Source organism: Catellatospora aurea, assembly GCF_042663325.1.
Classification (GTDB): Bacteria; Actinomycetota; Actinomycetes; order Mycobacteriales; family Micromonosporaceae; genus Catellatospora; species Catellatospora aurea.
Window position 1 is genome coordinate 173,472 of the sequence record NZ_JBHTAC010000012.1, and the last position, 25,543, is coordinate 199,014.

General features: G+C 71.4%; 23 protein-coding genes and 1 pseudogene. 14 read left to right on the plus strand and 10 right to left on the minus strand.

Going from position 1 to position 25,543, the window contains the following annotated elements:
- Positions 1 to 34 precede the first annotated feature (34 nt).
- The 5 genes from ACFQO7_RS14665 to ACFQO7_RS14685 all read right to left on the minus strand — a co-directional run bounded on the left by ACFQO7_RS14665 (position 35) and on the right by ACFQO7_RS14685 (position 4,345).
- Entirely contained in the window at positions 35 to 1,450 is a 1,416-nt protein-coding gene (locus ACFQO7_RS14665) for a sensor histidine kinase (protein WP_376806842.1), read from the minus strand.
- Entirely contained in the window at positions 1,443 to 2,123 is a 681-nt protein-coding gene (locus ACFQO7_RS14670) for a response regulator transcription factor (RefSeq protein ID WP_376806843.1), read from the minus strand. Before ACFQO7_RS14670 ends, ACFQO7_RS14665 begins: the two co-directional genes overlap by 8 nt.
- 173 nt (positions 2,124 to 2,296) lie before the next feature.
- Positions 2,297 to 2,791 carry a hypothetical protein gene (locus ACFQO7_RS14675; protein ID WP_239167283.1) on the minus strand — a complete coding sequence of 165 codons (495 nt, stop codon included), beginning with the start codon at positions 2,789 to 2,791 and terminating at the stop codon, positions 2,297 to 2,299.
- 77 nt (positions 2,792 to 2,868) lie between these two features.
- Complete coding sequence (locus tag ACFQO7_RS14680) at positions 2,869 to 3,810, minus strand: rhomboid family intramembrane serine protease (RefSeq protein WP_376806844.1); 942 nt, start codon at positions 3,808 to 3,810, stop codon at positions 2,869 to 2,871.
- A 10-nt stretch (positions 3,811 to 3,820) separates the two neighbouring features.
- Positions 3,821 to 4,345, minus strand: coding sequence for a peptidylprolyl isomerase (locus ACFQO7_RS14685; protein WP_361046556.1), 525 nt, complete (start codon positions 4,343 to 4,345; stop codon positions 3,821 to 3,823).
- A 222-nt stretch (positions 4,346 to 4,567) separates the two neighbouring features.
- Here ACFQO7_RS14685 and ACFQO7_RS14690 point away from each other — a divergent pair, with 222 nt between their 5' ends.
- The gene (locus ACFQO7_RS14690) at positions 4,568 to 5,245 is read left to right on the plus strand and encodes a hypothetical protein (protein ID WP_361046554.1); all 678 of its coding nucleotides are present in this window, start codon (positions 4,568 to 4,570) and stop codon (positions 5,243 to 5,245) included.
- Between the two features lie 70 nt (positions 5,246 to 5,315).
- On the opposite strand, the gene corA is transcribed toward ACFQO7_RS14690, so the two are convergent.
- From corA to ACFQO7_RS14705, 3 genes are all read right to left on the minus strand, one after another.
- Complete coding sequence (corA, locus tag ACFQO7_RS14695) at positions 5,316 to 6,380, minus strand: magnesium/cobalt transporter CorA (protein ID WP_360524161.1); 1,065 nt, start codon at positions 6,378 to 6,380, stop codon at positions 5,316 to 5,318.
- Positions 6,381 to 6,902: 522 nt separating this feature from the next.
- Positions 6,903 to 7,997, minus strand: a complete 1,095-nt coding sequence (locus tag ACFQO7_RS14700) for an aminotransferase-like domain-containing protein (RefSeq protein WP_376806845.1) — start codon at positions 7,995 to 7,997, stop codon at positions 6,903 to 6,905.
- 153 nt (positions 7,998 to 8,150) lie between these two features.
- Entirely contained in the window at positions 8,151 to 8,549 is a 399-nt protein-coding gene (locus ACFQO7_RS14705; protein WP_120321578.1) for a CBS domain-containing protein, read from the minus strand.
- A gap of 216 nt (positions 8,550 to 8,765) precedes the next feature.
- Between ACFQO7_RS14705 and ACFQO7_RS14710 the strand changes: the two genes are divergently transcribed.
- From ACFQO7_RS14710 to ACFQO7_RS14725, 4 genes are read left to right on the plus strand one after another with little or no spacing between them, the layout of a single operon-like run.
- The gene (locus ACFQO7_RS14710; RefSeq protein ID WP_376806846.1) at positions 8,766 to 9,515 is read left to right on the plus strand and encodes a phosphocholine cytidylyltransferase family protein; all 750 of its coding nucleotides are present in this window, start codon (positions 8,766 to 8,768) and stop codon (positions 9,513 to 9,515) included.
- Positions 9,503 to 10,573 (plus strand): iron-containing alcohol dehydrogenase family protein, encoded by a 1,071-nt coding sequence (locus tag ACFQO7_RS14715; RefSeq protein WP_361046548.1) that lies wholly within the window; start codon positions 9,503 to 9,505, stop codon positions 10,571 to 10,573. Before ACFQO7_RS14710 ends, ACFQO7_RS14715 begins: the two co-directional genes overlap by 13 nt.
- Positions 10,560 to 11,264: a CDP-alcohol phosphatidyltransferase family protein gene (locus tag ACFQO7_RS14720; protein ID WP_376806847.1), complete on the plus strand. Its 705-nt coding sequence runs from the start codon at positions 10,560 to 10,562 to the stop codon at positions 11,262 to 11,264. Before ACFQO7_RS14715 ends, ACFQO7_RS14720 begins: the two co-directional genes overlap by 14 nt.
- A 54-nt stretch (positions 11,265 to 11,318) precedes the next feature.
- Positions 11,319 to 12,764: an ATP-binding protein gene (locus ACFQO7_RS14725; RefSeq protein WP_376806848.1), complete on the plus strand. Its 1,446-nt coding sequence runs from the start codon at positions 11,319 to 11,321 to the stop codon at positions 12,762 to 12,764.
- A gap of 99 nt (positions 12,765 to 12,863) precedes the next feature.
- Here the strand turns inward: ACFQO7_RS14725 and ACFQO7_RS14730 are convergent, their stop codons facing one another.
- Complete coding sequence (locus ACFQO7_RS14730; RefSeq protein ID WP_376806849.1) at positions 12,864 to 14,021, minus strand: glycosyltransferase family 4 protein; 1,158 nt, start codon at positions 14,019 to 14,021, stop codon at positions 12,864 to 12,866.
- Between the two features lie 50 nt (positions 14,022 to 14,071).
- Here ACFQO7_RS14730 and ACFQO7_RS14735 point away from each other — a divergent pair, with 50 nt between their 5' ends.
- Together ACFQO7_RS14735 and ACFQO7_RS14740 are read left to right on the plus strand one after the other, a co-directional pair.
- Positions 14,072 to 14,926 (plus strand): Fpg/Nei family DNA glycosylase, encoded by an 855-nt coding sequence (locus tag ACFQO7_RS14735; RefSeq protein ID WP_376806850.1) that lies wholly within the window; start codon positions 14,072 to 14,074, stop codon positions 14,924 to 14,926.
- Positions 14,927 to 15,163: 237 nt separating this feature from the next.
- Positions 15,164 to 16,702 carry a sugar transferase gene (locus tag ACFQO7_RS14740; protein WP_360524157.1) on the plus strand — a complete coding sequence of 513 codons (1,539 nt, stop codon included), beginning with the start codon at positions 15,164 to 15,166 and terminating at the stop codon, positions 16,700 to 16,702.
- 57 nt (positions 16,703 to 16,759) lie between these two features.
- Here ACFQO7_RS14740 and ACFQO7_RS14745 read toward each other — a convergent pair whose 3' ends face one another.
- A complete protein-coding gene (locus tag ACFQO7_RS14745) occupies positions 16,760 to 17,317 on the minus strand; it encodes a Uma2 family endonuclease (protein WP_361046534.1) in 558 nt (185 codons plus the stop codon).
- Between the two features lie 195 nt (positions 17,318 to 17,512).
- Here ACFQO7_RS14745 and ACFQO7_RS14750 point away from each other — a divergent pair, with 195 nt between their 5' ends.
- From ACFQO7_RS14750 to ACFQO7_RS14780, 7 genes and pseudogenes are all read left to right on the plus strand, one after another.
- On the plus strand, positions 17,513 to 18,190 hold the full coding sequence (locus ACFQO7_RS14750) for a response regulator transcription factor (protein WP_360523725.1): 678 nt from the start codon (positions 17,513 to 17,515) through the stop codon (positions 18,188 to 18,190).
- Positions 18,187 to 19,341: a sensor histidine kinase gene (locus ACFQO7_RS14755; protein WP_417281900.1), complete on the plus strand. Its 1,155-nt coding sequence runs from the start codon at positions 18,187 to 18,189 to the stop codon at positions 19,339 to 19,341. Before ACFQO7_RS14750 ends, ACFQO7_RS14755 begins: the two co-directional genes overlap by 4 nt.
- Positions 19,304 to 21,088 (plus strand): DUF4153 domain-containing protein, encoded by a 1,785-nt coding sequence (locus tag ACFQO7_RS14760; protein WP_376806851.1) that lies wholly within the window; start codon positions 19,304 to 19,306, stop codon positions 21,086 to 21,088. Before ACFQO7_RS14755 ends, ACFQO7_RS14760 begins: the two co-directional genes overlap by 38 nt.
- A 67-nt stretch (positions 21,089 to 21,155) precedes the next feature.
- Entirely contained in the window at positions 21,156 to 21,911 is a 756-nt protein-coding gene (locus tag ACFQO7_RS14765) for an ABC transporter ATP-binding protein (RefSeq protein ID WP_376806852.1), read from the plus strand.
- Positions 21,902 to 23,509: an ABC transporter permease gene (locus tag ACFQO7_RS14770; RefSeq protein ID WP_376806853.1), complete on the plus strand. Its 1,608-nt coding sequence runs from the start codon at positions 21,902 to 21,904 to the stop codon at positions 23,507 to 23,509. The genes ACFQO7_RS14765 and ACFQO7_RS14770 overlap by 10 nt, the downstream gene beginning before the upstream one ends.
- A gap of 106 nt (positions 23,510 to 23,615) precedes the next feature.
- Positions 23,616 to 23,741, plus strand: coding sequence for a hypothetical protein (locus ACFQO7_RS14775; RefSeq protein ID WP_269059019.1), 126 nt, complete (start codon positions 23,616 to 23,618; stop codon positions 23,739 to 23,741).
- Positions 23,742 to 23,972: 231 nt separating this feature from the next.
- Positions 23,973 to 25,543 (plus strand): annotated as a pseudogene (locus ACFQO7_RS14780) (hypothetical protein); the annotation flags it as partial.

The following is a 25,543-nucleotide window of genomic DNA, read 5'->3' on the forward strand; positions in this document are numbered from 1 at the left end:
GACCGCAGCCTGCCGGGCCGTCGCGCGGGCGCGGTCAGGCCGAGGTTCGGGGCAGGTAAACCGTGAACCGGGCACCGCCCTCGGCCGCGTGACCGGCCTCGATGGTGCCGCCGAGGCGTCGGGCCAGCCCGGCCGCCAGGGCCAGGCCCAGTCCGCTGCCGGTCTGGCGTACGCCCTGGTAGCGCTGGTGCAGCGCACCCCGCTCGAAGGCGACGGCCAGGTCGTCGTCGGTGAGGCCGGGTCCCCCGTCGCGGACCTCGATCGCGGTGCGGTCCGGCAGCGGGCGTACGGCGACCACGATCGGGCGGCCGGGCGGCACCACCCGCAGCGCGTTCTCGACCAGGCCGTCGACGATCTGGCGCAGCCGCAACGGGTCGGTGTGTGTCCACACCTCCCCGGTCGGTACCTCGGCGCGCACCGGCACACCCGCCTGGGCGGCGCGCGGCGCGAAGGCCCGCTCGGCCGAGGTCGCCAGGGATACCAGCTCGACGTCGGTGAGCTGCACGGCGAAGTCCGCGGCGTCGAGGCGGGCCAGCGCCAGCAGGTCGGCGACGAGCCGGTCCAGGCGCTCGGCCTCGGCGAGCACGGTCTGCCCGACCTCCTGCGCGCCGTCGGGGCCGACGACGCCGTCGGACAGCGCCTCGGCGTACCCCTTGATGGTGGTCAGCGGGGTGCGCAGCTCGTGCGAGATGGACAGCAGGAACTCGCGCTGGCGTCCTTCGCTGGTGGCCAGCGCCTCGGCCAGCTCGTTGATCGAGTGGGCGAGCCGTTCCACCTCCTGCGGCGGCTCGGCGGCCAGGCGCACCGTCCGGTCGCCGGAGCTGAGCCGGGCCGCCGCGGTGGCCGCGTTGCGGATCGGGCGGGCCAGTCTGCGGCCCAGCAGTACGCCCGCCAGCACGCCCGCGCCGAGCCCGGCCAGCAGCGGCAGCCACAGGTTACGCAGCACCTGGCGGCTGATGCCGGTGGCCGCGGGGCGGGCCAGCACCACGCCGTCCCCGGTGTCGAGCGGGCGCCCCTCCACCATGGACAGCCGACCGCCGACCACCGCCAGCCGCTCGCTGACCTGCTTGCCGTCGGCGATCTGCTGCACGACCCGGGCGGGCAGCCCCGGCCGGTCGGCGGCCCCGGACGTGATCAGGTATGCGGTGACGTCGCCGTCGAGCTTGCGCAGCTGCTCGATCAGCCGGGCGTCCGCGGCCGGAGCCCGCCGCGAGCGCAGCACCTGGGCCACCACGTCGGTCTGCGAGACGAGCCCGTCGCGGGCGGCCTGCTCGGCGGCGCGGGCGGCCAGCGGCACCGCGACCAGCGCGGTGACCACCAGCGTGATCAGCGCGACGATCACCCCGGCGAGCACGGCCCGGGTGGTCAGCGTGGTGGTGCTGGCGGTGGGCCGGGGCGGGGCGGCGAGCACCCGGATCGGCACGGTGAGGTCGGCGCGGCGGTCAGGCATCGGCGGTGTACCCCACGCCCCGCACGGTGCGCACCACATGCGCTGCCGCGCCGAGCTTCGCCCGGACCTGTGCGACGTGCACGTCGACGGTGCGGGTCCCGCCGTGCGCGGCGTATCCCCAGACCGTGGACAGCAGCTCGTCCCGGGTGTAGACCCGCCCCGGCCGGCTCATCAGGTGCGCCAGCAGATCGAACTCCGTGCTGGTCAGCTGCACGGCGGCACCGTCGACGGTGACCTCGCGCCGCGCCGGGTCGAGCCGCACCGGCCCGACGGCACGGCTGCGATCCGGCTCGGGTGTCCCGCCGGACCGCCGCAGCACCGCCTTGAGCCGGGCCACCAGCTCCCGCGGACTGAACGGCTTGGTCAGGTAGTCGTCGGCCCCCAACTCCAGCCCGACGATGCGATCCACCTCGTCGTCGCGAGCGGTGAGGAAGATGATCGGCACCCAGATGTCCTCGGCCCGCAACCGCCGGCAGATCTCCGTGCCGTCCATCGACGGCAGCGCGATGTCCAGCACACAAGCGGTCGGCCGCAGCCTGCGCGCCGCCGCGAGCCCCGCGGCCCCGTCGGACTCCACCTGCACGCCGTACCCGTCACGTTGCAGGTAGAGCCGGATCAGATCGGCAATGGGCCGCTCGTCCTCGACGACGAGCACCAGCCCCTTCTCACTCACCCGGCCATCATGTCCGACCCATGTACGAGCCGTGTAAGCCCACGGCAAACTCTCCGCCCCACCCCAACGCAGCGACGATCTTGCGCGAACTGTGGGTGCGATACGCCTTTATCGGGCAAATCAGCAACAGCTCACGCAAGATCGTCGTGATCTTGCCGAGGCGGGAACGGGGGTCAGGCGCCGACGAGGTGGTCGGTGAAGGAGGCGTAGGGGGTGGTGTTGAGGCCGGCGGTGCGCTGGGCGATCAGCTTGGGTTTGAAGACGTGGGAGAAGAGGGCGTCGAGGTGCCAGACCTGCTTGGGGTGTCCCGCGTGGATCCAGAAGCGTTCGCGGATGCCGTCGACGGCGGTGGCGGCGAACTCGATCGCGGACAGGCGCGGGTCCGGGTGCCAGGTGACGTTCGCCAGGTGGCGCAGGTCGGTGTTCAGGTGCAGGCGGAGGCGGCGCAGGATGCGGCTCTCCTGGGTGATCACCAGGCGGCGGTACGTCAGCAGCATCAGGAACTCGCGGCCGAGCGGGCGTTCGGGGCGCAGCGCGCGGGCGACGAGCACGGTGGCGTCACCGGCTTCGACGCAGCGGCGGAAGATCGGCATATGCCGGCTGACCGTGGCCATGGGGATGCCGGCCTCACCGGTGGCGGGAAGGAACGTACGCGAGAAGACGTCCATGTAAGGAGCAACGACTGCGCGTGACACACGTCACGCGAGTCACTCATGCGGTCGATCGCCGCCGGGCTTCTCCCAGGTCAGCGGGTCAGCGACAGAGCCACTGCCACACCCGTCAGGCCGAGGAACGTCAGCACCAGCACCGCGGTCTGCACCAGGGTGCGGTTGTCCCGCGGCGCGTACGCCAGCCCGGCGCCCACGATCGCCCCCGTGGCGAGCCCGCCCAGGTGGCCGGCGATGCCGATACCCGGAACGGTGAACGAGATCGCGACGTTCACCACGATCACCGGGATGATCGCGGACGCGTCCCGGCCCAGCCGTTTCAGCACGAAGAAGTAGATCGCGAAGAGGCCGTAGATCGCCGTAGAGGCGCCCGCCCCCACGCCGCCACCGCCGAAGACGTAACCGGCGACGTTGCCGCCGATCCCGCAGATCAGGTACGCGGCGGCGAAGCGCACGGGACCGAGCGCGGCCTCCAGCGGGCGGCCGAGCACCCACAGCGCCCACATGTTCAGCACCAGGTGCAGCAGGCCGTAGTGGATGAACATCGCGGTGAACAGGCGGTAGTAGGCCCCGTCGTCGACCCCGGTGTAGACCGTGCCGAACGTGGGGTGGGCACCGATGTAGGGGCCGTCCGGCGCGACGGTCACCGTCGGCCCGAGCACGCCGCCGAGCCATTGGATCGCCGTGACGTCGGTGAACAGGCCGCCGCTGAACACCGCACCCATGCCCGCCATCAGGATGCCGACCACGAACACGGCCAGGTTGAGGCCGATCAGCGCCTTGGTCACGTAGCCGTGCATGCCGACCTGGGACCCGCCGAAGTGGGTCAGGGCCGGGCGCTGGGTGCGCCGGCCCTCGGCCACGCATTCGGGGCAGTGGTGGCCCACCGACGCCGGAATCATGCAATCCGGGCAGATGGGCCGTTCACATCTGCTGCACTTGAGGTACGTCTCCCGCCCCGGGTGGCGGTAGCAGCTCGGTACGGGCGGCAGGCCACCCTGGGGTGCGGGAGACGTCATGGATGCGAGACTAGCGCTCGATTTCGATTCGCTCGATGACGATCGCGTCGCGCGGCCGGTCGCCGGCGTCGGTCGGCGTGCTGGAGATCGCGTCGACGACCTTCTGCGAGTCCGCGTCAGCGACCTTGCCGAAGATGGTGTGCTTGAAGTTCAGCCAGTTCGTGGCCCCGGTGGTGATGAAGAACTGCGACCCGTTGGTCTTCGGGCCGGCGTTGGCCATCGCCAGCAGGTAGGGCTCGCTGAAGCTGAGCTCCGGGTGGAACTCGTCGTCGAAGGTGTATCCCGGGCCGCCGCGACCGGTGCCGGTCGGGTCGCCAGTCTGGATCATGAAACCGTCGATCACGCGGTGGAACGGCGTGCCGTCGTAGTACGGGCCGGTGATCGGCTGGCCGGTCCGCGGGTCGGTCGCACCCGCCTTGGTGCCCTCGGCCAGCTCCACGAAGTTCTTCACGGTCTTCGGGGCGTGGTTCGGGTACAGCTCCAGGCGGATGGGACCGGCGCTGGTGTGCAGGACGGCGAAACGGGCGTCGGCCACGGCTGACTCCTGATATTCGAGTGGTTGGTTACCGACAGATTCTCCCATGTGCCCGTTCCGGGTGTGCGATGGCGTCCGGCGAGGCAGGATGGCAGGCAGGGACATGAACGGGGCGCGCTTTCGTCATGACGGCGCGCCCTGCGATACCACCGCACGGGCGCGGGGGCGCCCGAAGCGATCGGCTGTCCGGCGCGGGGGCGCGGGGCAGGAAGGCGGGGGAAGATGCTCGGATTTCACAAGAAGACGCGCGGGGAGCTGATGCGCGAGGAAATGGGCCAGAGCTGGGACCATTTCCTGCAGGCGGCGACCCATGCCGCCGGCGGGGTCGGGGCGTCGTTCGGCCCGACCACCGGACGCATGCGCCGGGTCACCTCGCGCGGCATGGACTCGACGGTGTCCGCACTCGCGCCGCTCGCCGCGGCGTACCGGGAGGGGGCAGCCGACGCCATGCACGCGTCCAAGAAGGCCAACGCCAAGGCGCGCAAGCACAAGAAGGGGGGCCACGTGTCACGCAGTGGCAACACGGGGATGCTGATCGGGCTGCTCGCCGCGGGCGCGGCCGTCGGCATCGCCGGTGCGCTGGTCATGAAGCGCCGCCGCCAGCAGCAGTGGTCGGAGTACGACCCGAGCCAGGCGCTGGAGTCGATGCGCTCCGAGACCAAGTCGATGACGGACAAGGCCACCGGCAAGGCCGACTCGGTGCTCGACAAGGCCACGCACCACACCAGCAAGGCGATGGACAAGACGGCCGACAAGCTGCACGAGGCGGCGTCCTCGGTCCGGGGCGGCCGCGACACCATGAAGTCGAAGATCGGCGACGCGGCCGAGGCGGCCAACGACGCCACCGACAGCTTCGCGTCGAAGTACTCGTCCAGCGGCTCCAAGAACGGCCGTATGTAACGCAGGCTCAGCAGTGGGGAAGGGCGCCTTCTTATACGCGTAGCGATAAGAAGGCGCCCTTCCTTTGGTCTCAGAGCCAGCCGGAGCGGCGGAGGAGGCGGTAGATGGCGAAGGAGAAGCCGAGCATCACGGTCAGGACCATGGGGTAGCCGTACTTCCAGTGGGTCTCGGGCATGAAGTCGAAGTTCATCCCGTAGATGCCCGCGATGGCGGTCCAGACGGCGGCGATACTCGCCCAGGCGGCGACCTTGCGCATGTCGTTGTTCTGGTCGACGGTCACCTGCGCCAGCCGCGCCTGCATGATCGAGATCAGCAGGTCGTCGAACGAGCCGACCTGCTCGACCACGCGGGCCAGGTGGTCCTGCACATCCCGGAAGTACTTGCGCAGCTCCTTGGAGATCTCGGGGGTGTCCCCGATCAGCAGCTGCACGGGCCGCTGCAGCGGCAGCACCGCGCGCTTGAACTCGACCAGTTCCCGCTTGAGCTGGTAGATGCGCTGCATCCGGCCGCTGGAGTCGCGGGCGAAGACGCTCTCCTCGATCAGGTCGACGTCCTGGCTGATCCCGTCGGCGGCCTCCACGAAGAGGTCGACCACGTGGTCCAGGACGCCGTACGCCACCGCCCACGGTCCCTGCTTCAGCAGCTCGGGCCGCGCCTCCAGGTGCTCCCGCACCGGCTTGAGCCGGCAGGCCTCGCCGTGCCGCACCGAGATCACGAAGTCCGTCCCGATGAAGAGCATGACCTGGCCGGTCTCCACCACCTCGGAGTGCTCGGTCAGCTCCTGGTGCTCGACGTAGCGCGCCGTGCGCATGACCAGGAAGTGCACGTCCCCGAACTGCTCCAGCTTGGGCCGCTGGCCGGCGTTGACGACGTCCTCCACCGCCAGCTCGTGCAGGTCGAACGCCTCGGCGATGCCCGCCATCTGCTCCTTGCTCGGGGCGTGCAGGCCCAGCCACACGAACGCGCCCCGCTGCCGACGTGCCTGCGCCAGCGCCGCGCGGTAGTCGCCGGTCACCGGCTGGCGGATGCCGTCGAGGTAGATGGCGCAGTCCACGATCGCGTCGGCGCGCTCACCGGTCTGCGCGGGCACCTGGCCGCCCTCGGTCTCGCCGCTCAGCCCGACCAGGCGACCCATCGCGCGGGCGGGAGCCGTGATGGCGCGGGTCAGCCGGTCGCCGCGAACGTACGGGTTGGCGGATCGTCGGCCGTTGTCGTCTCGGATGTCATCAACCACGATCGCCTCCTTCGCCGGGTCGCCGACCGCCGGAGACTCCTTCGACAGGCTACTTGGGCGGCGGAACCCGCGCGGAATCCCGTGATCGTGAGTGGACTCGGCGCGGCGGGAGAAAGAGGCGCCGGGTGGACCACGTGTGCCGCTATCGGGGGGAATGCGACTCGGTCCACCCGGCGCCGGAACGCCACCCGGGGTGGGGGGTGGGTGACGCTCCTTTTTCATTGGGGGCGGGGGCAATGCGGGCGGGGGCCCCACGCGCCACGAGGTCTCGATCACCACGGCACGCCGCGTGCTCATCACTCGGTCGGCGACAGGCGCCCGACGCATTGTGATCCTCGTAACCTCGCGAGGGGAACCCCACCCGCGCCCGATCCGACTGTCAGAAATACGACAGAACGACCGTCGGATATCCGAATCGGCCGATCAACCGCGAACGGCGTCGATGGCCTCGGCGAGACGGCGTACGCCTTCGTCGATCTGGTCCACGGTGACCGCGCTGAACGCGAGCCGCAGCGAGTTCTCGCCGCCCTCCAGCAGGAAGTCCGAACCCTTCACCACGGCCACACCGCGCTCGGCGGCGGCCGGCAGCAGCTTGTCGACGTGCACGTCGGCGGGCAGCTCGATCCAGAGGAAGTAGCCGCCGTCGGGCTCGGTGAACGAGACGCCGTCGATCCGCTTGCGCAGCGACTCCGCGAGCACGGTGGCCCGCTCGGCCAGCGCGGCGCTGACCGTGGCCACGGAGCGCTCGATGTCGCCGGAGGCGCAGAACTCGTACACGATGCCCTGCGCGACCTGGCCCGCCGAGATGTACAGGTTGGTGGCCCTACCCGCGATCGCGTCGATCAGGCCCTTGTCACCGACCAGGTAACCGACCCGGACACCCGGGCAGACGGTCTTGGTGAAGGAGCTGGCGTGCACCACGACGCCCGCGGTGTCCAGCGACAGCATCGTCGGCAGCGCGTCGCCCCGGAAGCGGATGTCGACGTACGGGTCGTCCTCGAAGATCGTGAAGCCGAACTCCTGCGCCAGCGCGAGCAGCTCGTGCCGCTTGGCCTCGGACAGCGTCACGCCCGCCGGGTTCTGGTAGTTCGGGATGATGTGCGCGAGCTTCGGCCGCACCCCCGACTCCAGCAGCGCCCGCAGCTCCGCGGTGTCGATGCCGTCCGGGTGCAGCGTGACCTGGTGCACGACCGCGCCGAGGTTCTTCAGGTTCAGCAGGGTCCGGTCGTAGGTCGGCTTCTCCACCACGACGTGGTCACCGGGCTGTACGAGGTGGTTGAAGAGGAACGCGTCGGCCTGCAGGGAGCCGTTGGTGATCAGCACCTGGTCGGCGGACACCCCGTGCTTGGCCGCGATCCACTTGCGGAGCGGGCCGTAGCCGTAGGAGTTGCCGTACGCGGTGAGCCCGGCCGGGTCGTTGGCGAAGGCGCGGACAGCCGCGGCGCTGAGCCCTTCGACATCGACGATGTCGAGGCTCGGAGCGCCCCGGGCGAACGAGATGAGCTGCTCGGCGGTCATGTTGAACAGGTTAATGCGCCCGAAATGCGAGAACGCTCCACCCATCCCTTCGTGTCATCCGCCATGATCACGACGAACCTTGCGGGAACCGGGGGCGCTCGCCGGAAACAGGCGTGCGTCACCCGCGGTTCCCCGCAAGATCGTCAGAGGCGGTCAGACGGAGGCGGCGGCCTCGGCGCGGCGCAGCGCCCAGACGCGCATCAGGTCGCGGACCGAGATGATGCCGAGCACCTCGTCGCCGTCGAGCACGACCAGGTGGCGGAACCCGCCCCGGGCCATCGCCATGGCGGCCTCTTCCAGGCTCCAGTGCGGCGCGGCGTAGACGACGTCCCAGGTGATGTGGTTGGCGCACTGCTCCACATCCGGATCGAGGCCGGAGCCGATGGCGTTGAGGACGTCGCGCTCGGTCATGATGCCGAGGCCCTCGCCGTCCGGGTCTATCACGATCGCCGAGCCCACCCGGCGCATCGCCATCAGCTGGGCCGCCTGGCGCAACGTGTGCTGTGGGCCGACCATCAGGACCGGCTTGCTCATCGCCTCACGAACGTGCATCGCGTGCTGCGCCTGTGCAGCGTTAGCCATATGCAATCACCCCTTCGGAACGCAACCCCATTGAAACGCACCGTACGGACATCTTGGGCCGGGTTGTGGGCAACTCACAAGACTTGTTATAGGTCGCGGCTTGTGCTGGCTCGGCCGCCGCGCTCGGGTGCAGTAGCCTTCACCAGCGACGAAACACCTCCATAACCCCCCTCGAAGGAGCCTTTAATGATCGGGATGGTGCTGGCCGCGGGCGCTGGACGCCGGCTGCGCCCCTACACCGACACGCTGCCCAAGGCCCTGGTGCCGGTGGACGGCGAAACGACGATCTTCGACATCGCCCTGCGCAATCTGGCGAAGGTCGGGCTCACCGAGATCGTGGTCGTGGTGGGTTACCGGGCCGAGGCGGTGCAGGCCCGCCAGGCGGCCCTGGAGGAGAAGTACGGCGTCACCCTCACCCTCGTGCACAACGACAAGGCCGAGGAGTGGAACAACGCGTACTCCCTCTGGCTGGCCCGCGAGCACTTCGGCCGGGGCGTGCTGCTGGTCAACGGCGACACCGTGCACCCGGTCTCGGTCGAGCACACCCTGCTGGCCGCCGCGGAGGCCGCCGAGCACGCCGACGCGGGCATCGTGCTGGCACTCGACGACCACAAGAAGCTGGCCGACGAGGAGATGAAGGCGATCTTCCACGAGGACGGCCGGCTCGCCAAGATCACCAAGCTGATGGACCCGGCCACCGCGCACGGGGAGTACATCGGCGCGACGCTGATCCGCCCCGAGGCCGCGCAGGCGCTGGCCGACGCGCTGCAGACCACCTTCGAGCGGGACCCGAACCTCTACTACGAGGACGGCTACCAGGAGCTCGCGAACCGGGGCGGCGTCATCCGCGGCGCGTCGATCGGGCAGATCGCCTGGGTCGAGGTCGACAACCACGACGACCTGGCCCGCGCGCGGGAGATCGCATGCCACTACTGACCCGTTCGGTGCAGACCCCGCTGAGCATCGACGTCCGGCGGGGCGCCGTCGCGGGTCTGGCCTCGTTGCTGGCCGACCGGCGCATCTCGGCCGGCGGCGACGTCGCGGTCGTGGTCGGCCCCGGTCAGGGCGAGCGCATCGTCGACCTGATCGGCCCGTCGCTGGACCGCGCCGAGTTCATCAACATCGAGGGCGGCACGCTCGAATCGGCGCTCGACCTCGGCCAGCGCCTGCGCGGGCGCAACTACGACGCGGTAGTGGGCATCGGCGGCGGCCGGACCATCGACACGACGAAGTACGCGGCCTCGCGGTACGGCATACCGATGGTCAGCGTGGCGACCAGCCTCGCCAACGACGGCATCGCCTCCCCCATCGCCACCCTCGACCACGACGGCGGGCGGCCGTCCTACGGCGTGCACATCCCGCTGGCCGTAGTCGTGGATCTCGACTTCGTCGAGGCGGGACCGGACCGGCAGACCCGCTCCGGCATCGGCGAGACGCTCAGCAACGTCAGCGCCATCGCCGACTGGGAACTGGCGCACCGGGTGCGCGGCGAGCCGGTCGACGGGCTCGCGGTCGCGATGGCCCGCTCCGGGGCCGAAGCGGTGATCAACCATCCGGGCGACGCCACCGACGACGTGTTCGTGACGCTGCTCGCCGAGGCCCTGATCACCACCGGCCTGGCCATGGCCATCTGCGGCACCTCGCGCCCGTCCAGCGGCGGCTGCCACGAAATCTCGCACGCGCTCGACATCCTCCGGCCGGGCACCGCGGCGCACGGCGAGCAGTGCGGCGTCGGCGCGCTGTTCTGCACGTATCTGCGGGCGTCCGTGGACAAGGTGCACGAGGCACGGTTCGCCCAGCTCAGCGCGTGCCTCAAGCGGCACGGGCTGCCGCGTACGCCGGCCGATCTCGGGATCAGCGACGAGGAGTTCGTCGCCGCGGTCGAGTTCGCCCCGCGTACCCGGCCCGACCGGTACACCATCCTCGAACACCTCGACCTGGGCCGCGACGAGCTGGCCGACCGGGTGGCAGACTACGCGGATGCCGTCCACTGACACGCTGACCACGCCCCGTCCCCGGGTCGCCGACTTCTACGCGGTGAACCGGGGCGGCGGGCTGTTCTCCGAGGCGTTCAGCCAGCGCCTCGGCGCGGTGTTCGCGCTGGTCGCGGCCCGCACCGGGCTCAAGCCGACCCACCTCACCCTGCTCAACCTGGTCATCGGCATCGCCGTGTCGGTGGTCCTGGTGCTGCGTGCCCAGGACGGCACCGCCGCGATCACCCCGCTGTACGGGCTGCTCGCGCTGGTCGGCTGGCAGGTGGCGTACTCGCTGGACTGCGCCGACGGGCAACTGGCCCGGGTGACCGACCAGCGCAGCCCGGCCGGTGCCCGGATCGACATCCTGTGCGACGTCGCCTCGCAGATCCTGCTGGTCACCGCGCTGGTGGCGGTGGCCCGGCCGCCGCTGTGGCTGGGCGCGCTGTTCGCGGGCTCGTGGATGGTCAACCTCGTCACCAGCGTGCTGGCCAGCCAGGGCGACGCGAACTCGATGATGACCTCGACGTCGCTGCCGGTGCGCATCGTGAAGCTGGTCCGCGACTACGGCGCGGTCATCTTCGTGGCCGGGCTGGTGCTGACCGTCGCCCCGGCGCTGACGGTCTGGTTCATCGCCGCGTTCACCGTGGTCAACTTCGGCTTCCTGCTGGCGAGCATCGCCTTCACGGCCCGTACGGCACTCCGTGGCTGACTTGTTAGAACCATAGTTCTTAGAACTACACCTCTAAGAACTATGGTTCTACGTATGCTCGCGAAACCGGACAACGTCTTCGATCGCACCGCCGAGTGGGCCGCGCTCGCCCGCTTCGCCGGTTCCCCCGCTGCCAGCGCTCGATTCGGCGTGGTCAGCGGGCGGCGACGGCAGGGCAAGACGTTCCTGCTCGACGCGCTGGCGCGGGCGACCGGCGGGTTCTACTTCGCGGCGACTGAGGACACCGAGCTGGAGTCGCTGCGCCGGTTCGGGCGTGCGCTGGCCGCCCGCGCCGGCACCGGCGGCGAGTTCCAGCTGCACGGCTGGGAGGACGCGCTCCGGCAGCTGTACGCCGTGGTGCCGGATGGTTTGATCATCATCGACGAGCTGCCGTACCTCCTGGCCGCCAGCCCGGCGCTTGCCTCACAACTGCAGCAGGTGCTGGACCCCGGCGGGCTCGCCCGCGAGACGACGTCGAAGCTGCTGGTCTGCGGCTCGGCGATGGCCGTGATGGGGAGCCTGCTGAGCGGCAACGCCCCGTTGCGGGGCCGGGCGAGCCTGGAACTGGTGGTCCCGCCCATGGATTACCGCACCGCGGCGGAGTTCTGGGGTGTGATCGACCAGCCGGAGTTGGCCGTGCTGCTGCACAGCGTCGTCGGCGGCACCCCCGCGTACCGGCACGAGTTCGTGCACTCCGACGCACCGGCCGACCTCGCCGACTTCGGCGACTGGGTCGTGCGCACGGTGCTGAACCCGGCCGTTCCGCTGTTCCGGGAGGCCCGCTACCTGCTGGCCGAGGAGACCGGAGCCCGGGACACCCCGCTCTACCACGGCGTACTGGGCGCGATCGCGCTCGGCCACAACACGCGCGGCGGCATAGCCGGATACCTGGAGCGTCCCTCGACCAACATCAGCCACCCGCTGACCGTGCTGGAGGACTGCGGGCTGGTCTCCAAGGAGCCCGACGCCTTCCGCACCGGGCGATCGACGTACCGGATCGCGGAACCGCTGATCACCTTCTACTCCGCCGTGATGCGCCGCAACTGGAGCTTCCTGGAGCGGGGCATGGCCGAACAGGCCTGGCAGGCGGGCCAGGAGACGTTCCGGTCCCAGGTCGTCGGCCCGCACTTCGAGCAGCTGTGCCGGGAGTACGCCCTGCGCAACGCCGTCGCGCTGTTCGGCGAACCGCCCAGCACGGTCGCCGCCGGCACCGTGGCCGACCCGGCCGCCCGATCGCAGATCCAGATCGACGTCGCGGTGCTGGGCACCGAGGGCGGCGTGCTCTCGCTCGGCGAGGCGAAGTGGCAGCAGACCATGGGCCTGCCCCACCTGGACCGGCTGCGCCGGGCCCGTGACCTGCTCGCCGCCAAGGGCCACCGGACCTCCGGCACCCGCCTGGCCTGCTACAGCGGCGCGGGCTTCACCCCGGACCTGCGCCGCGTCGCCGAGGCCGAGAACGTCCTGCTGGTCGACCTCCCGGCCCTCTACGCCCAGCCATGACCCGGGCCCGGACCACCCTCTGCCTCAACTCTTAAAAACTTGCGCCCTAGGACAGCTTCTGAGAGCGCAAGTTTTTAAGAGTTGTGCACGAGGGCGGGGTCAGGGGCGGCGGAGGGAGTCGTAGACCGCGAGGAGTTGGGTGGTGACGACGTCGGGGTGGAAGGTGTCGAGGTAGCGGCGGCGGGCTACGTCGGTGAGGGTGGGGGCGGCTTTGAGGGCGTCGGGTAGGGCGGCGGCCCAGTCGTCGACGGTGGGCGGGACCGCGAACCCGGCGGTGTCGATCAGGTACGGGATGCCGCCGAGGTTGCTGCCGAGCACCGGCCGACCGTTCGCCAGCGCCTCGATGATCGCGGTCGGCAGCACGTCGTGCCAGGTCGACGGCACGGCCACCATCGCCGAGGTGCGCAGCGCGGCGCGTACCCCCATCCGGTCCATCGGGCCGAGGTATTCGATGTCGGCCCGCTCCGCGGCCACCTGCTCGGCCAGCCCGCGCAGCTCGCCGTCGCCGGCGATGCGCAGGCGGCCCAGCGAGCCGTCGGGGTGCCGCCGCCAGGCGTCCAGCAGCAGGCCGAGCCCCTTCTCCGGGGACAGCCGGGCGGCGAAGAGCAGCCCGTCACCCGCCACCATCGGCGGTGGGCCCGGGTCCTCGACCGCGTTCGGCTTGACGGTGATCTGGCGGTCGGTGATGCCGTAGTCGCGCAGGTGCCCGGCGATGGCCTCGGTGAGCGCGATGTAGCGGTCCACCGAGCGCCAGGTCGAGCGGTGCACCGCCAGCGTGGTGGCCATGATCGCGCTCTGCGCCGTGGAGCCGCGGTAGCACTTGTGCTTGATCGCGGGCAGCGCGAACGCCTTGCCGCGGCACTCGTGGCAGGCGTGGCCGTCGCGGAAGTACAGGCCGGGCGCGCACACCTGGCGGTAGTTGTGCACCGTCTGCACCACCGGCACGCCGTGCGCGTGCGCGGTGCGCACCACCCAGGGCGAGAGCAGGGGGTACGGGTTGTGCAGGTGCAACACGTCGGGGCGTTGCTCGCGCAGCAGCCGGGCCAGGTCCTTCTGCGCCGACGGGGCCCAGATCGGGGAGATCGGCAGCAGCACCTTCTGCGCGGCCGACAGCGACGGGATGTCGTCCGAGCTGCGCAGGAACGGCAGCACGGTCACTCCGGCCGCCTCCAGCTGCGCCATCTCCAGATCCACGATGACGTTCTCGCCCGAAGGCAGCTCGGAGCGGTACCGATTGTGGGCGACGACGACCTTCAACGGTTTCCTGCTCTCTGCTCGGCTGACCATAGAACGGTAGCGTTAGCGCCGTGCCCGAGTTGCCCGAGGTGGAGGCGCTCGCCGCGTACCTGCGTGAGCGAGCGGTCGGCCGGCGCGTCGAGCGGGTCGACGTGTCTGCGATCAGCGCCCTGAAGACGTTCGACCCGCCCCTGTCCGCGACCCATGGACTGACGATCACCGGCGCCGGCCGGCACGGCAAGTTCCTCGACATCGAGCTGGGGGACCTGCACCTGGTGATCCACCTGGCCCGCGCGGGCTGGCTGCACTACCGCGACGCGCTGCCGGACACCCTGCTCAAGCCGGGCAGCGGGCCGATCGCGCTGCGGGTGCGGCTGGACGACGGGTCGGGCTTCGACCTGACCGAAGCCGGCACCCGCAAGAAGCTCTCCGCGTATCTGGTGACCGACGTGAACCAGGTGCCCGGCATCGCCCGGCTCGGGCCGGACGCGCTGGGCCTGGACCTGGCCGGGCTGACCGAGCTGCTGCGCCCGCTCAACTCCCAGATCAAGGGGGTGCTGCGGGACCAGCAGGTGCTCTCGGGGATCGGCAACGCGTACTCCGACGAGATCCTGCATGTGGCGCGGCTGTCGCCGTACGCGCGGGCGGACCGGCTGACGCCCGAGCAGCTGGAGAGCCTGCACAGCGCGATCCAGCAGGTGCTGACCGAGGCGCTGGAGCGCTCGGTCGGGCAGAAGGCCGCCACCCTGAAATCGGAGAAGCGGGCCGGCCTGCGGGTACACGGGCGCACCGGGCAGCCGTGCCCCGTCTGCGGCGATACGGTGCGTGAGGTGTCGTTCGCCGATTCGAGCCTGCAGTACTGCCCTACCTGCCAAACCGGTGGAAAACCGCTCGCAGATCGCCGACTTTCCAAACTCCTGCGCTAGTGTCACGCACAGCCCAGTTCGTATAGTGTCCCGGTCCTGGGGTGTTCGGACGCATCGGCAACACGGTGTCTCCGCTAACCCCGGACAAACCATGCGAGACTGAACGTTGTGGGCGACACCCGTCCTGCCGCACGTTCCGACCGCAGGGCTGCAACGCCTGCCGGCGCCACCGGGCAGGAACGTGACGCACGGGAGGACCCAGGTGAGGTGACGACGAGCCTGAAGCACCCGACCACCGTGCCCAAGCGGTCGAACGTCCCGGATTACGTAGCCGACCGATACGAGTTGCCCCCCGTGCCGAAGACCAACGGCGTCGCCCGCAACGCGTTCGCCCGGGGCACCGCGCGCCGCGCCCGCTGGCACCGGCCGTACATCCTCTGCCTGGTCATCGGTGACCTGCTCTGCGCCATGGCGGCGAGCTGGACCGCGATCTCGCAGTTCGCGAACAACCGGGTCACCTCCGGTTTCGACCAGATCGCGCAGTTCCAGCTGGTCGCATACGGCATGATGCCGTTGATCTGGTTGCTGCTGCTCTGGGGCAACGGCGCGTACGACCGGCGCGTGATCGGCCTGGGCACCGACGAGTTCAAGCGGGTCTTCCGCGCGACCATCGCCGTCGCCGCGACCGTGTCCTTCCTAGCCTTCGGTTTCCAGAAGGCGGGCCAGGACGAGGGCCTGTCCCGCGGCACCGTCGGCTTCGTGATCATCGCCGCGATGGCGTACATCTTCGGCATGCGCCTGCTGGCCCGCCGCGCCCTGTATGTCGTGCGCCGCCGCGGCAGGCTGGCCACGTACCGGATGCTGCTGATCGGCTCGCTGCCCGAGACGCTGTTCGTGTACAAGGTCGTCTCGCGCAACCCGAAGGCCGGGCTGGTGCCCGTCGCCATCCACCTCTCCGAGCACCTGCCGGCCTCCCGCCGCGCGCAGGCCCCGGTGCCGGTGCACTACGGGCGCGACCTCGTCGACCTCGTGCACGAGCTGCGCGCCGACACGATCGCGGTGTGCGGCTCGGCCGGCGCGGAACCCGACGAGCTGCGCCGCCTCGCCTGGCAGCTGGAGGGCACCGGCATCGACCTGGTGGTCGCGCCGCAGCTCACCGACATCGCCGGACCCCGGGTGCACATCCGCCCGATCGAGGGCCTGCCGCTGCTGCACGTCGAGGAGCCCAAGCTCTCCGGCATGGCCTGGCTGGCCAAGAACTCACTGGACCGCATCGCTGCCTTCATCGGCCTGGTGCTGCTCGCCCCGCTGCTGCTGGTGATCTCGCTGGCCATCTCGATCACCGACCGCGGCCCGGCGTTCTTCCGGCAGCTGCGGGTCGGCCACGAGGGCCGGGTGTTCAAGGTGTGGAAGTTCCGCACCATGTACACCGACGCCGAGGAGCGCAAGAGCAAGCTCGAAGCCCAGAACGAGGGCGACGGCATGCTCTTCAAGATCCGCGACGACCCGCGGGTCACGCCGGTCGGGCGCTTCCTGCGGGCCAGCTCGATCGACGAGCTGCCCCAGCTGATCAACGTGCTCAAGGGCGAGATGTCGCTGGTCGGCCCGCGCCCGCTGCCCGCCGACGACGGCGACTACCTGGGCGACGTGCGGCGCCGGCTGCTGGTGCGGCCCGGCATGACCGGCCTGTGGCAGGTCTCCGGCCGCTCCGACCTGAGCTGGGACGAGGCGGTCCGCCTGGACCTCTACTACGTCGACAACTGGTCCCTGGCGTACGACCTGAGCATCCTGTGGCGCACCGTCGGCGTCGTGCTCCGCCGCAAGGGCGCGTACTGACGAAGACCTGAAACGGGAATGGCCGGGCAGCCTGCGGGCTGCCCGGCCGTTCCCGTTTCAGGCGAAGATCACGTCCAGATCCAGCTCGTATGGAAACGGCACGGTGCCACTCATCAAGCCGGTGCGCTTCTCCTGGATGAGGTAGCCCTTGGGGCCGGGTTGGGCCAGCACCTGGACTTCCCTGACGCTGGGCTCGACTATCCAGTACTCCGGCACGCCGACCATGGCGTATCCGGCGCGCTTGAGCACCAGGTCGGTGCTGGGATTGCTGGGCGAAACCACCTCGACGACCAGCTTCGCCGCAGTCGGTGGCAACGCCGCCACCGAACTGCTGAGCAGGTCGGCGTCGAAGATCACGAGGTCGGGGATGAAGTAGGAATTGGCGTCACGCCGTAGCACCCCGAGGTTCTCCCCGACCACAAGATGTGCGGGTGCCTGCGATTCCAGCAGCCTGCGCAGGCGATACAACGTCGCGAAGTGGGCCATGGGGGGTGGTGGGGTCACGAGCAGGGTCCCGTCGAAGATCTCGTACCGGTAGCCGTCGTCGGGAGTGTCGAGAAGGTCCTCGAACTGCCAGGCGCGCAGCGGCTGAGGCCGGAGCAGCGGATGGGTCATCGTTGTCACCCGTCCTCTCTATCGGTGCCCGTGTGACATCTCCAGAGTGCAGCACGAATCCGCGGTGAGGAAGCTTCCCCAGGTCAAATGAACGACGGCGGGCGAGCGTCGCGAGGCGCTCGAACCGGTCCCGCGCACAAGTCCTTCACAACTGGGACTGAGGTTGAGCACAGGTGGCCGCTACAGTCCCTGGTCATGAGTGAACGTCGGGTCCTGGTGGTGGAGGACGATCCCACCATCGCCGGGTCGGTGATCGCGCGGCTGCGGGCCGAGGGTTTCGCGGTGGCGCATGCCGGGACCGGTCCCGCCGCGGTGGAGGCCGCGGGGCGGTTGAAGCCGGATCTGATCGTGCTGGATCTGATGCTGCCGGGCTTCGACGGGCTGGAGGTCTGCCGGCGGGTGCAGGCGCAGCGGCCGGTGCCGGTGCTCATGCTGACCGCCCGTGACGACGAGAACGACCTGCTGGTCGGGCTGGCCGTGGGCGCCGACGACTACCTCACCAAGCCGTTCTCGATGCGGGTGCTCGCCGCCCGGGTGCACGCGCTGCTGCGCCGGGCCGACCGGTCCACCGCGCCGGACGCCCCGATCAAGCTCGGTCCCCTGGAGATCATCCGTTCCGAGCGCCGGGTGCGTCGGGACGGGGCCGAGGCGCACCTCACCCCGACCGAGTACGACCTGCTGGTGTACCTCGCCGAACGGCACCGGTCGGTGTTGCCGCGGGAGCGGCTGCTGGCCGAGATCTGGGGCTGGGCCGAGGGCTACGGCACCCGCACGGTCGATTCCCACATCAAGGCGCTGCGCCGCAAGCTGGGTGCCGACCTGATTCGCACGGTGCACGGAGTCGGATACGCCCTGGAAGCCGAAACCACGTGATCGAACGCGTCCTCGACTGGCTCACCCACCCCATGTACCGCGTGCTGGGGCCGCTGATCGTGCTGTCCAACCGGGTGCTGGACCGGCTGCCCCGCCCGCTCGACCCGTTCCGGTCGATCAAGCTGAAGCTGGCCATCCTGCTCGGCATCTCCGGCGCGACCGGCCTGCTGGTGTTCTGGGGCCGGCTCGGCTTCGTCAACTGGCCGGTCGCCATCTCCGCGGCCCTGGTCGGGCTGATCACGCTGCAGGTGCTGGCGCACGGCATGACCAAGCCGCTGCGCGAGATGACCGCGGCGGCACGGGCGATGGCCCGGGGCGACTACAGCCGCCGGGTGCGCGCCACCAGCCGGGACGAGGTGGGCGAGCTGGCCCGCGCGTTCAACCTGATGGCGGCCGACCTCGCCGCCAGCGACCAGCAGCGGCGCGAGCTGATCGCGAACGTGTCGCACGAGCTGCGTACGCCGATCACCGCGCTGCACGGGGTGCTGGAGAACATCGTCGACGGGGTGAGCGAGGCCGACCCGGCGACGCTGCGCACCGCACTGGCGCAGACCGAGCGGCTGGCCCGCCTGGTGACCGAGCTGCTGGACCTGTCGAAGGTCGACGCGGGCGCGGCAGCCCTGCGCCGGGAGCCGATGCCGGTGGCGGAGTTCCTGGCCCGGGTGGTCGAGGAGGCGAGCCTGAACGCCCCGGCGACCCGGTTCCGGCTGCACGACGTCACCCCGCACACCATCAGCGCCGACCCGGCGCGCCTGCACCAGGTCTTCGCGAACCTGCTGGAGAACGCGGCCCGGCACAGCCCGGCCGGCGGGCTGGTCACCGTCAGCGCCCGCCCGACCGGCACGCAGACCGTCTTCGAGGTGCTCGACCAGGGAGTGGGCATCGCGCCCGCCCTCCGGGAGCGGGTCTTCGAGCGTTTCACCCGGGGCAAGAGCGCCGAGTCGTCCGACGGCGGCACCGGACTCGGCCTCGCCATCGCCCGCTGGGCGGTGGAACTGCACCACGGCACGATCGCGATCGTCGACCCGCCCGGCGGGACCGGCTGCCGCGTCCGCATCACCCTGCCCCAGAAGTCCATGCCTCATCAGTCGCCCGCAGAAGTCGGAGCCAACGATGTCAGACACCTCTCCGGACACCCCAGCGCAGCCTGACAGCTCACCGCCGCCCGAGTCGTCGCCGCCAGCCGCCGACGCGGGCTCGTCCGCGAGCCCGGACGCGCAGGTCACGGGGACCGAACAGGCTCCCGCTGCCGAAACGTGGACCGCACCGGACCCCGCGCCGGCGACGGCCGAGGACAGCACCGCCGCCGTGGCAAAGACGCCGGCCCCGGCCCCCGCGACGACCGCGGTGCCCCCGCAGACGTACCCGGCCGACATGGCCCGGTTCTCGCCACTGCCGCCGCCCCCGCCTGGTTTCCTGCAGACACGCTGGCAGGGGCCGGACTACGCGGGCGGGCCGGCGGCCTGGATCGCCGCGCTGGTCGGTGGCCTGGCCACCGCCATCGCGCTGCCGCTGAGCCGCCCCGGCATCGGCTGGCTGCTGGTGGGCCTGGTGATGACGGGCGCGGTCTGGCACGCGGCACGGTTCGGCCCGAAGCCGGACACGGCGCTGGAGCGCTGGATCCGGGTCGGCTGGGCGGTGCTCGCCGTGGCGCTGCTGGCCGTCGGCACCTTCCGCGACGCGGGCTGGCTGTTCGTGTTCTGCGTGCTCGGCGCGATCGCCTGCGGTTCGCTGGCGGTGGCCGGCGGGCACTCGGTGCGGGCCGTCGTCGTCGGCGCGCTGGCGGTGCCGCTGGCGTTCTTCCGGGCCATCCCGTGGCTGGCCCGGGGGGCGCGCGCCTGGCAGCAGACGCGGGAGAGGAGCGGCACCGCAGGGCGCGTGGTGCTGTCGCTGATCGTCACGTTCGTGCTGCTGGTCGTCTTCGGTGCGCTGTTCGCCTCGGCCGACGCCGCGTTCGCGACCCTGCTGGGCGACATCCTGCCCGAGCTCAACGCCCGCGCGGTCTTCCGTGGTGTGCTGTACACCGCGATCGGCGGCCTGATCACCGCCGGTGCGATCTTCACGGTGCTGGCCCCGCCGGACCTGTCCGGGCTGGAGCGCCCCGCGACGCGGCGCATCGGCCGCATCGAGGTGGCCCTGCCGCTCGGCGGCCTGGTGCTGCTGTTCGGCGCGTTCGTTGCGGTGCAGCTGCGCTTCTTCTTCGGCGACAAGGCCTACATCCAGAAGACCAGCGGGCTGACCTTCTCGGAGTACGCGGTGCAGGGCTTCGGCCAGCTGCTCGTGGTGACCATGCTGACCCTGGTCGTCATCGGCCTGGTGTCGCGCTGGGCGGCGAAGGAGACCCGCCAGGACCGGGTTCTGCTGCGTACCCTGCTGGGCGCGCTCGTGCTGCTGAGCATGGTGATCGTCGGCTCCGCGGTCTGGCGCATGTGGCTCTACCAGAACACCTACGGCTGGACCCGGGAGCGGCTGTTCTTCGGCTCGGTCGAGCTCTACCTGGGCGGCGTGTTCATCCTGATCGCGCTGGCCGGGTGGAAGCTGCGGGCCTCGTGGTTCCCGCGGGCGGCGGTGGCCGGCTTCGCCGGGCTGCTGCTGTTCCTGGGCGTCGCGAACCCCGAGCACTTCATCGCGGAGCAGAACGTCGAGCGCTTCCAGAAGATCGACTTCTGGTACCTGCGCGCGCTCGGCCCCGACGCGGCGCCGGCTCTCGCCGAGCTGCCGGAGCCGTACCGCAGCTGCGCGCTGAGCTGGGTCATCCGCGACCTGAAGGCCGACCCGGACCAGTGGTACTCCTGGAATCTCAGCCGGGCCCAGGCCGCCGAGCTGCTGGAGGACATGTACGTCATGGGGGCCGGCCAGGCCTGCAACGAGTCCGAGCGCCTCAACGCGAAGAGGTGATCCCGCGCCTGCCCGTCGCCTCTCGCGAGGGGCGACGGGCAGGCGCCGCGCGTCTACAGTCGGACGCGTGATCGAGGACAGTGCATTCGCCCTCCAGGGGCTGGTCAAGAGGTTCGACACCAAGGTCGCCGTGGACGGCGTGGACCTGACCGTGCCGGCGGGCTCGTTCTTCGGCCTGCTCGGGCCGAACGGAGCCGGTAAGACCACCACCCTGTCCATGGCCGTCGGCCTGCTGCGGCCGGACGCCGGCCGGGCCCTGGTGCTCGGCCACGACGTGTGGCAGGACCCGGTCCAGGCGAAGTCGCTGATCGGCGTGATGCCCGACGGCGTACGCCTCTTCGACCGGCTCGACGGCACCGAGCTGCTCACCTACCAGGGCCTGCTGCGCGGCATGGCGCCCGACGTCATCGACGCGCGGGTCACCGAGCTGCTGGACGTGCTGGCGCTGACCGACGCCGGGCGCACCCTGGTCGTCGACTACTCGGCCGGCATGAAGAAGAAGATCGCGCTGGCCTGCGCCCTGCTGCACGCACCCCGCCTGCTGGTGCTCGACGAGCCGTTCGAGGCCGTCGACCCGGTCAGCGGCGCGACCATCCGCGACATCCTCACCCGCTACGTCGCCGGCGGCGGCACCGTCATCTTCTCCAGCCACGTGCTGGAGGTGGTGGAACGGCTGTGCACCCACGTCGCGATCATGGCGAGCGGCCGGATCAGCACCGTCGGCACCCTCGACGAGGTACGCGATGGGCGCTCCCTGGAGGAGGCCTTCGTCGCGGTGGTCGGCGGGCGCACCTCGACCGGCTCGGAGCTGTCATGGCTCTGACCTTCGCCCGGCTGAAGCTGCGCGTGCTGCGCAACGGCTTCCGCGGCCGCCCTGGCAAGATCGCCCTGTTCGTGATCGGCCTGCTCTGCGCGCTGTTCTACGGCACCATGGCGGCGCTGTTCTTCCTGGTCCCGTACCTGCCGAACGGGCCGGACTGGGCGGCGGTGGTCCCTGCGCTCGGCGGGACGGTGCTGGTGCTCGGCTGGATCCTGATGCCGCTGGTCTGGTTCGGTGTCGACGAGACCCTGGAGCCCGGCCGCTTCGCGCTGCTGCCGGTGCCCCGGGCCACGCTGCTGCGCGGGCTGCTGGTCGCCGCGCTGCTGGGGGTGCCCGCGTTCGGCACCCTGCTGGCGACCTCAGGGCTGGCCATCGGCGCGGGCATCGCCGGGGGCCCGCTGCCCGCGGTGGCCGCCGCCGTCGGCGTGCTGCTCGGACTGCTGCTGTGTGTGGTGGTGAGCCGGGCCGTGACCAGCGGGTTCTCCCGCGCGCTGCGGTCGCGGCGGACCCGCGACCTGGCCGCGGTGGTGCTCGCCGTGCTCGCCGCGTCGCTGGGCCCGCTGCAGTTCCTGCTCACCTCGGGCGCGCAGCAGGTCGGCACGCAGCGCCTGGCCGCCCTCGCCGACGTGCTCGGCTGGACCCCGCTGGCGGCGCCGTACGTCGTGGGCCTGGACGCGGTGCAGGGGCGCTGGGCTGCGGTCGCGGCGCGGCTGGCCGTGACCGCCGTGACGATCCTGCTGCTGGCGTGGTGGTGGTCGCGTTCGCTGGAGTCGGCGATGCTCGGCACGGCCGGGGGTGGCGAGGTCCGGGTGCGGGCGGCCACCGGCGCCCCGGTCGCCCGGTTCTTCGGGCGCAGCCGGCAGCCGCGCACCGCGTACGGCGCGATGGTGGTCCGCGAGCTGCGCTACTGGGTACGCGACGTGCGGCGGCGGGCCAGCCTGATCACGTTCGCGGTGATCGGGGTGTTCCTGCCGGTCGTCATGAACCTCGGTCCGGGCGCCGGTGGCAACGTCGTCGCGCAGAGCGTGAACGGCGGTTCCATGGTGCTGGTCGGCGCGCTGGCCGGGCTCGGCATCGCGAACCAGTTCGGCTACGACGGCACGGCGTACGCGATGCACGTGGTGTCCGGGGTGTCGGGCCGGCTGGAGCTGCGGGCCAGGACCGTGGCGTACTCCTGGTACATCGTGCCGCTGCTGCTCGGCCTCGCCGTGCTCAACGCGGTGCTGCGCGGGGACCTGCTGCTGCTGCCGGTCATGGTCGGCACGCTGTTCGCCGCGTACGGCACCGGGCTGGCCTGCGCGATGCACGTGTCGGTGTGGGCGGCGTACTCGCTGCCGGAGAACCAGAACCCGTTCGCGATCAACACCGGCACCGGCGTCGCGAAGAGTTTCCTGGCGATGGCCGCGTGGCTGGCGGGCATGGTGCTGGCGCTGCCGGTGCTGCTGCTGGTGCTGCTCGGCGGGTCGCTCGGGGCGGTGCTCGCGCTACCGGTCGGGCTGGCGTACGCGGCCGGTGCGATCTGGCTCGGCCTGCTGACCGCCGGTGACATCCTCGACCACCGGCAACCTGAACTACTGGCGGCGATCACGCCACGGACATGACGGGTTCACCTTAGAATCGTCGGCTGGTGGCGCAGCTCACCGAATAATCGTTGGATTTAGTGGGGCTCCATGCGATGTAATAGTTGGTATGAGCATCATGAAGAAGATGCGGACGCGGAGCCGCAGCGCCGAGCAGATCCACCTCGAGCGCACCCACGCCGAGCGCGCGCAGCGTCGCCGCGCCGCGGAACTCGGTGACCCGATGGCAGCCGTGTTCGTACGCCTGCACTGAAACTTTTCTCCTCCTCCAAGAGCGTTGCGGCCCCTGTCGCGCCATCCGGCGACAGGGGCCGCAATGCTTTCCCGGCCGTGCCAGGCCACCGACGTGAACCCACCTCCCGTATTCCGGTCGCGCGGGAGTACCGGTACGGTGGGCACGGCCGCCACCCCTCGGCTCATGACCCCTGCGTTGTTTCCGCGCGGGCGTCTCCAGGGCTGGCGAGAGAGAAGGAGGCGTGCGCGTATGACGTCCGAGGCACCGCAGCAGCCCGGCTGGCCGCCGGCTGACGCAGCCGAGCGCAAGAGCGGATTCGGCCTGTTCGAGGCGCCGCCGGCACCCGACGAGTTCCCGGTGTTCACTCCGTACGGCAGCGCGCCGGAGGAGGCGTTCCCGCCGGACTCGGTCGCCGACCAGGCCCCGCCCGCATTCGGCGGGTTCCCCGCCGAGCCCCCGGCCGCCGCGCCGACCGGCGACGGAGCGCCGTACGTGCCGGCTCCGGCCGTCGTGCCGATCCCCGGCGTACGCCACGAGATGTCGTCGTCGTTCGCGGCGCACGAACCTTTCGTCACCTCGGCGCCGGCTGCCGAGCCCGACTGGTCGACGCCGCAGGCGCAGCCGGAGTGGGCCGCGTCCCAGGACTGGTCCACCCCCGCCGAGCAGCCGTGGCAGGCCGAGCCCGCCGCCGAGCAGCCCTGGCAGTCGGCCGCCGCCGCGCCCGCCGCGGAGCAGGCCTGGCCCGACTACTCCGACTTCAGCAAGCCGCAGGAGCAGCCCCCGGCCGCGCCCGCCTTCGAGCCGGCCCCGGCCGAGCCGGCCACCGCGTCGGGCTCCTGGGCCGCGTTCGCCGCCGGTGAGTCGCCCAAGCCCAGCGCGCCGTCCGGCCCGTGGACCCCGCCGCCCGCGGTCGCCGCGCTGATGGACCCCGAGCCGGAGGCTCCGGCCGCCCCGGCCTACGAGCCGCCGCCCGCGTACGAGCCGGCCCCGGCCTTCGAACCCGCTCCGTACACGCCGACCTCGTCCTACGAGCCCGCGCCGTCCTACGAGCCCGCCTCCTCCTACGAGCCCGCGCCGTCGTCGTACGAGCCTGCGCCGTCATATGAGCCCGCCTCGTCGTATGAGCCCGCGCCTGCGCCGTCTTACGAACCGGCCCCGTCTTACGAGCCCGCCTCGTCGCCCGCTCCGGCGTACGAGTCCGCGCCGTCCTACGAGCCCGCGCCTGCGTACGAGCCTGCCTCGTCCTACGAACCTGCGCCGTCTTACGAGCCCGCCTCGTCGTACGAGCCCGCGCCGGCGGCTCCCGCGTACGAGCCCGTCGCCGCCGCCGCCCCGGTGAGCCCGCCGCCGAGCGCGGGTCCGGTCAGTTCGCCGCCCGCGCCGACGACGCCGGTCAGCACGCCGCCGGCCATTCCGGTCACGCCGCCGCCGTCGGTGGCGCGCGCCTCGGCCGGGGTCGCCTCCGTCTCGGTGCCGGCCGCGAGTCGGGTGAGCCCCGCCGAGGACGCGCCGGCCGCTACACCCAAGCCCCAGGGCCGGGTGTACGGCTCTGCCACCGCGTCCGCGCCCGCCGAGGAGGCTCCGGCAGCCGCGCCGATGTCGCCGCCTCCCCCACCGCCCGCGCAGCCCGCGGCCGGTGCCGCGCGGGCCACCGCCCGGGTGACCGTGCCCGGCGCCCAGCCCACCCCGGCGGAGCCGCACGCGGCGCCGCCGATCGCCCGCTCGTCCACGGTGTACGGTGCGCCCGCCCGCGCGGCCGAGCAGCCCGCGCCGCCCGCTCCCGAGCAGGCCGCACCGCAGGCCGCCCCGGCTCTGGCCCA

What these genes read in the sequence shown, in the direction of transcription:
- ACFQO7_RS14680 (WP_376806844.1), bottom strand. Translation starts at nt 3,810, where the DNA reads ATGACGTCTCCCGCACCCCAGGGTGGCCTGCCGCCCGTACCGAGCTGC.
- ACFQO7_RS14700 (WP_376806845.1), bottom strand. Translation starts at nt 7,997, where the DNA reads ATGACCGCCGAGCAGCTCATCTCGTTCGCCCGGGGCGCTCCGAGCCTC.
- ACFQO7_RS14770 (WP_376806853.1), top strand. Translation starts at nt 21,902, where the DNA reads ATGGCTCTGACCTTCGCCCGGCTGAAGCTGCGCGTGCTGCGCAACGGC.
- ACFQO7_RS14760 (WP_376806851.1), top strand. Translation starts at nt 19,304, where the DNA reads ATGTCAGACACCTCTCCGGACACCCCAGCGCAGCCTGACAGCTCACCG.
- ACFQO7_RS14705 (WP_120321578.1), bottom strand. Translation starts at nt 8,549, where the DNA reads ATGCACGTTCGTGAGGCGATGAGCAAGCCGGTCCTGATGGTCGGCCCA.
- ACFQO7_RS14720 (WP_376806847.1), top strand. Translation starts at nt 10,560, where the DNA reads ATGCCGTCCACTGACACGCTGACCACGCCCCGTCCCCGGGTCGCCGAC.
- ACFQO7_RS14710 (WP_376806846.1), top strand. Translation starts at nt 8,766, where the DNA reads ATGATCGGGATGGTGCTGGCCGCGGGCGCTGGACGCCGGCTGCGCCCC.
- ACFQO7_RS14715 (WP_361046548.1), top strand. Translation starts at nt 9,503, where the DNA reads ATGCCACTACTGACCCGTTCGGTGCAGACCCCGCTGAGCATCGACGTC.
- ACFQO7_RS14725 (WP_376806848.1), top strand. Translation starts at nt 11,319, where the DNA reads ATGCTCGCGAAACCGGACAACGTCTTCGATCGCACCGCCGAGTGGGCC.
- ACFQO7_RS14690 (WP_361046554.1), top strand. Translation starts at nt 4,568, where the DNA reads ATGCTCGGATTTCACAAGAAGACGCGCGGGGAGCTGATGCGCGAGGAA.
- ACFQO7_RS14775 (WP_269059019.1), top strand. Translation starts at nt 23,616, where the DNA reads ATGCGGACGCGGAGCCGCAGCGCCGAGCAGATCCACCTCGAGCGCACC.
- ACFQO7_RS14675 (WP_239167283.1), bottom strand. Translation starts at nt 2,791, where the DNA reads ATGGACGTCTTCTCGCGTACGTTCCTTCCCGCCACCGGTGAGGCCGGC.
- corA (WP_360524161.1), bottom strand. Translation starts at nt 6,380, where the DNA reads ATGGGTCGCCTGGTCGGGCTGAGCGGCGAGACCGAGGGCGGCCAGGTG.
- ACFQO7_RS14665 (WP_376806842.1), bottom strand. Translation starts at nt 1,450, where the DNA reads ATGCCTGACCGCCGCGCCGACCTCACCGTGCCGATCCGGGTGCTCGCC.
- ACFQO7_RS14745 (WP_361046534.1), bottom strand. Translation starts at nt 17,317, where the DNA reads ATGACCCATCCGCTGCTCCGGCCTCAGCCGCTGCGCGCCTGGCAGTTC.
- ACFQO7_RS14750 (WP_360523725.1), top strand. Translation starts at nt 17,513, where the DNA reads ATGAGTGAACGTCGGGTCCTGGTGGTGGAGGACGATCCCACCATCGCC.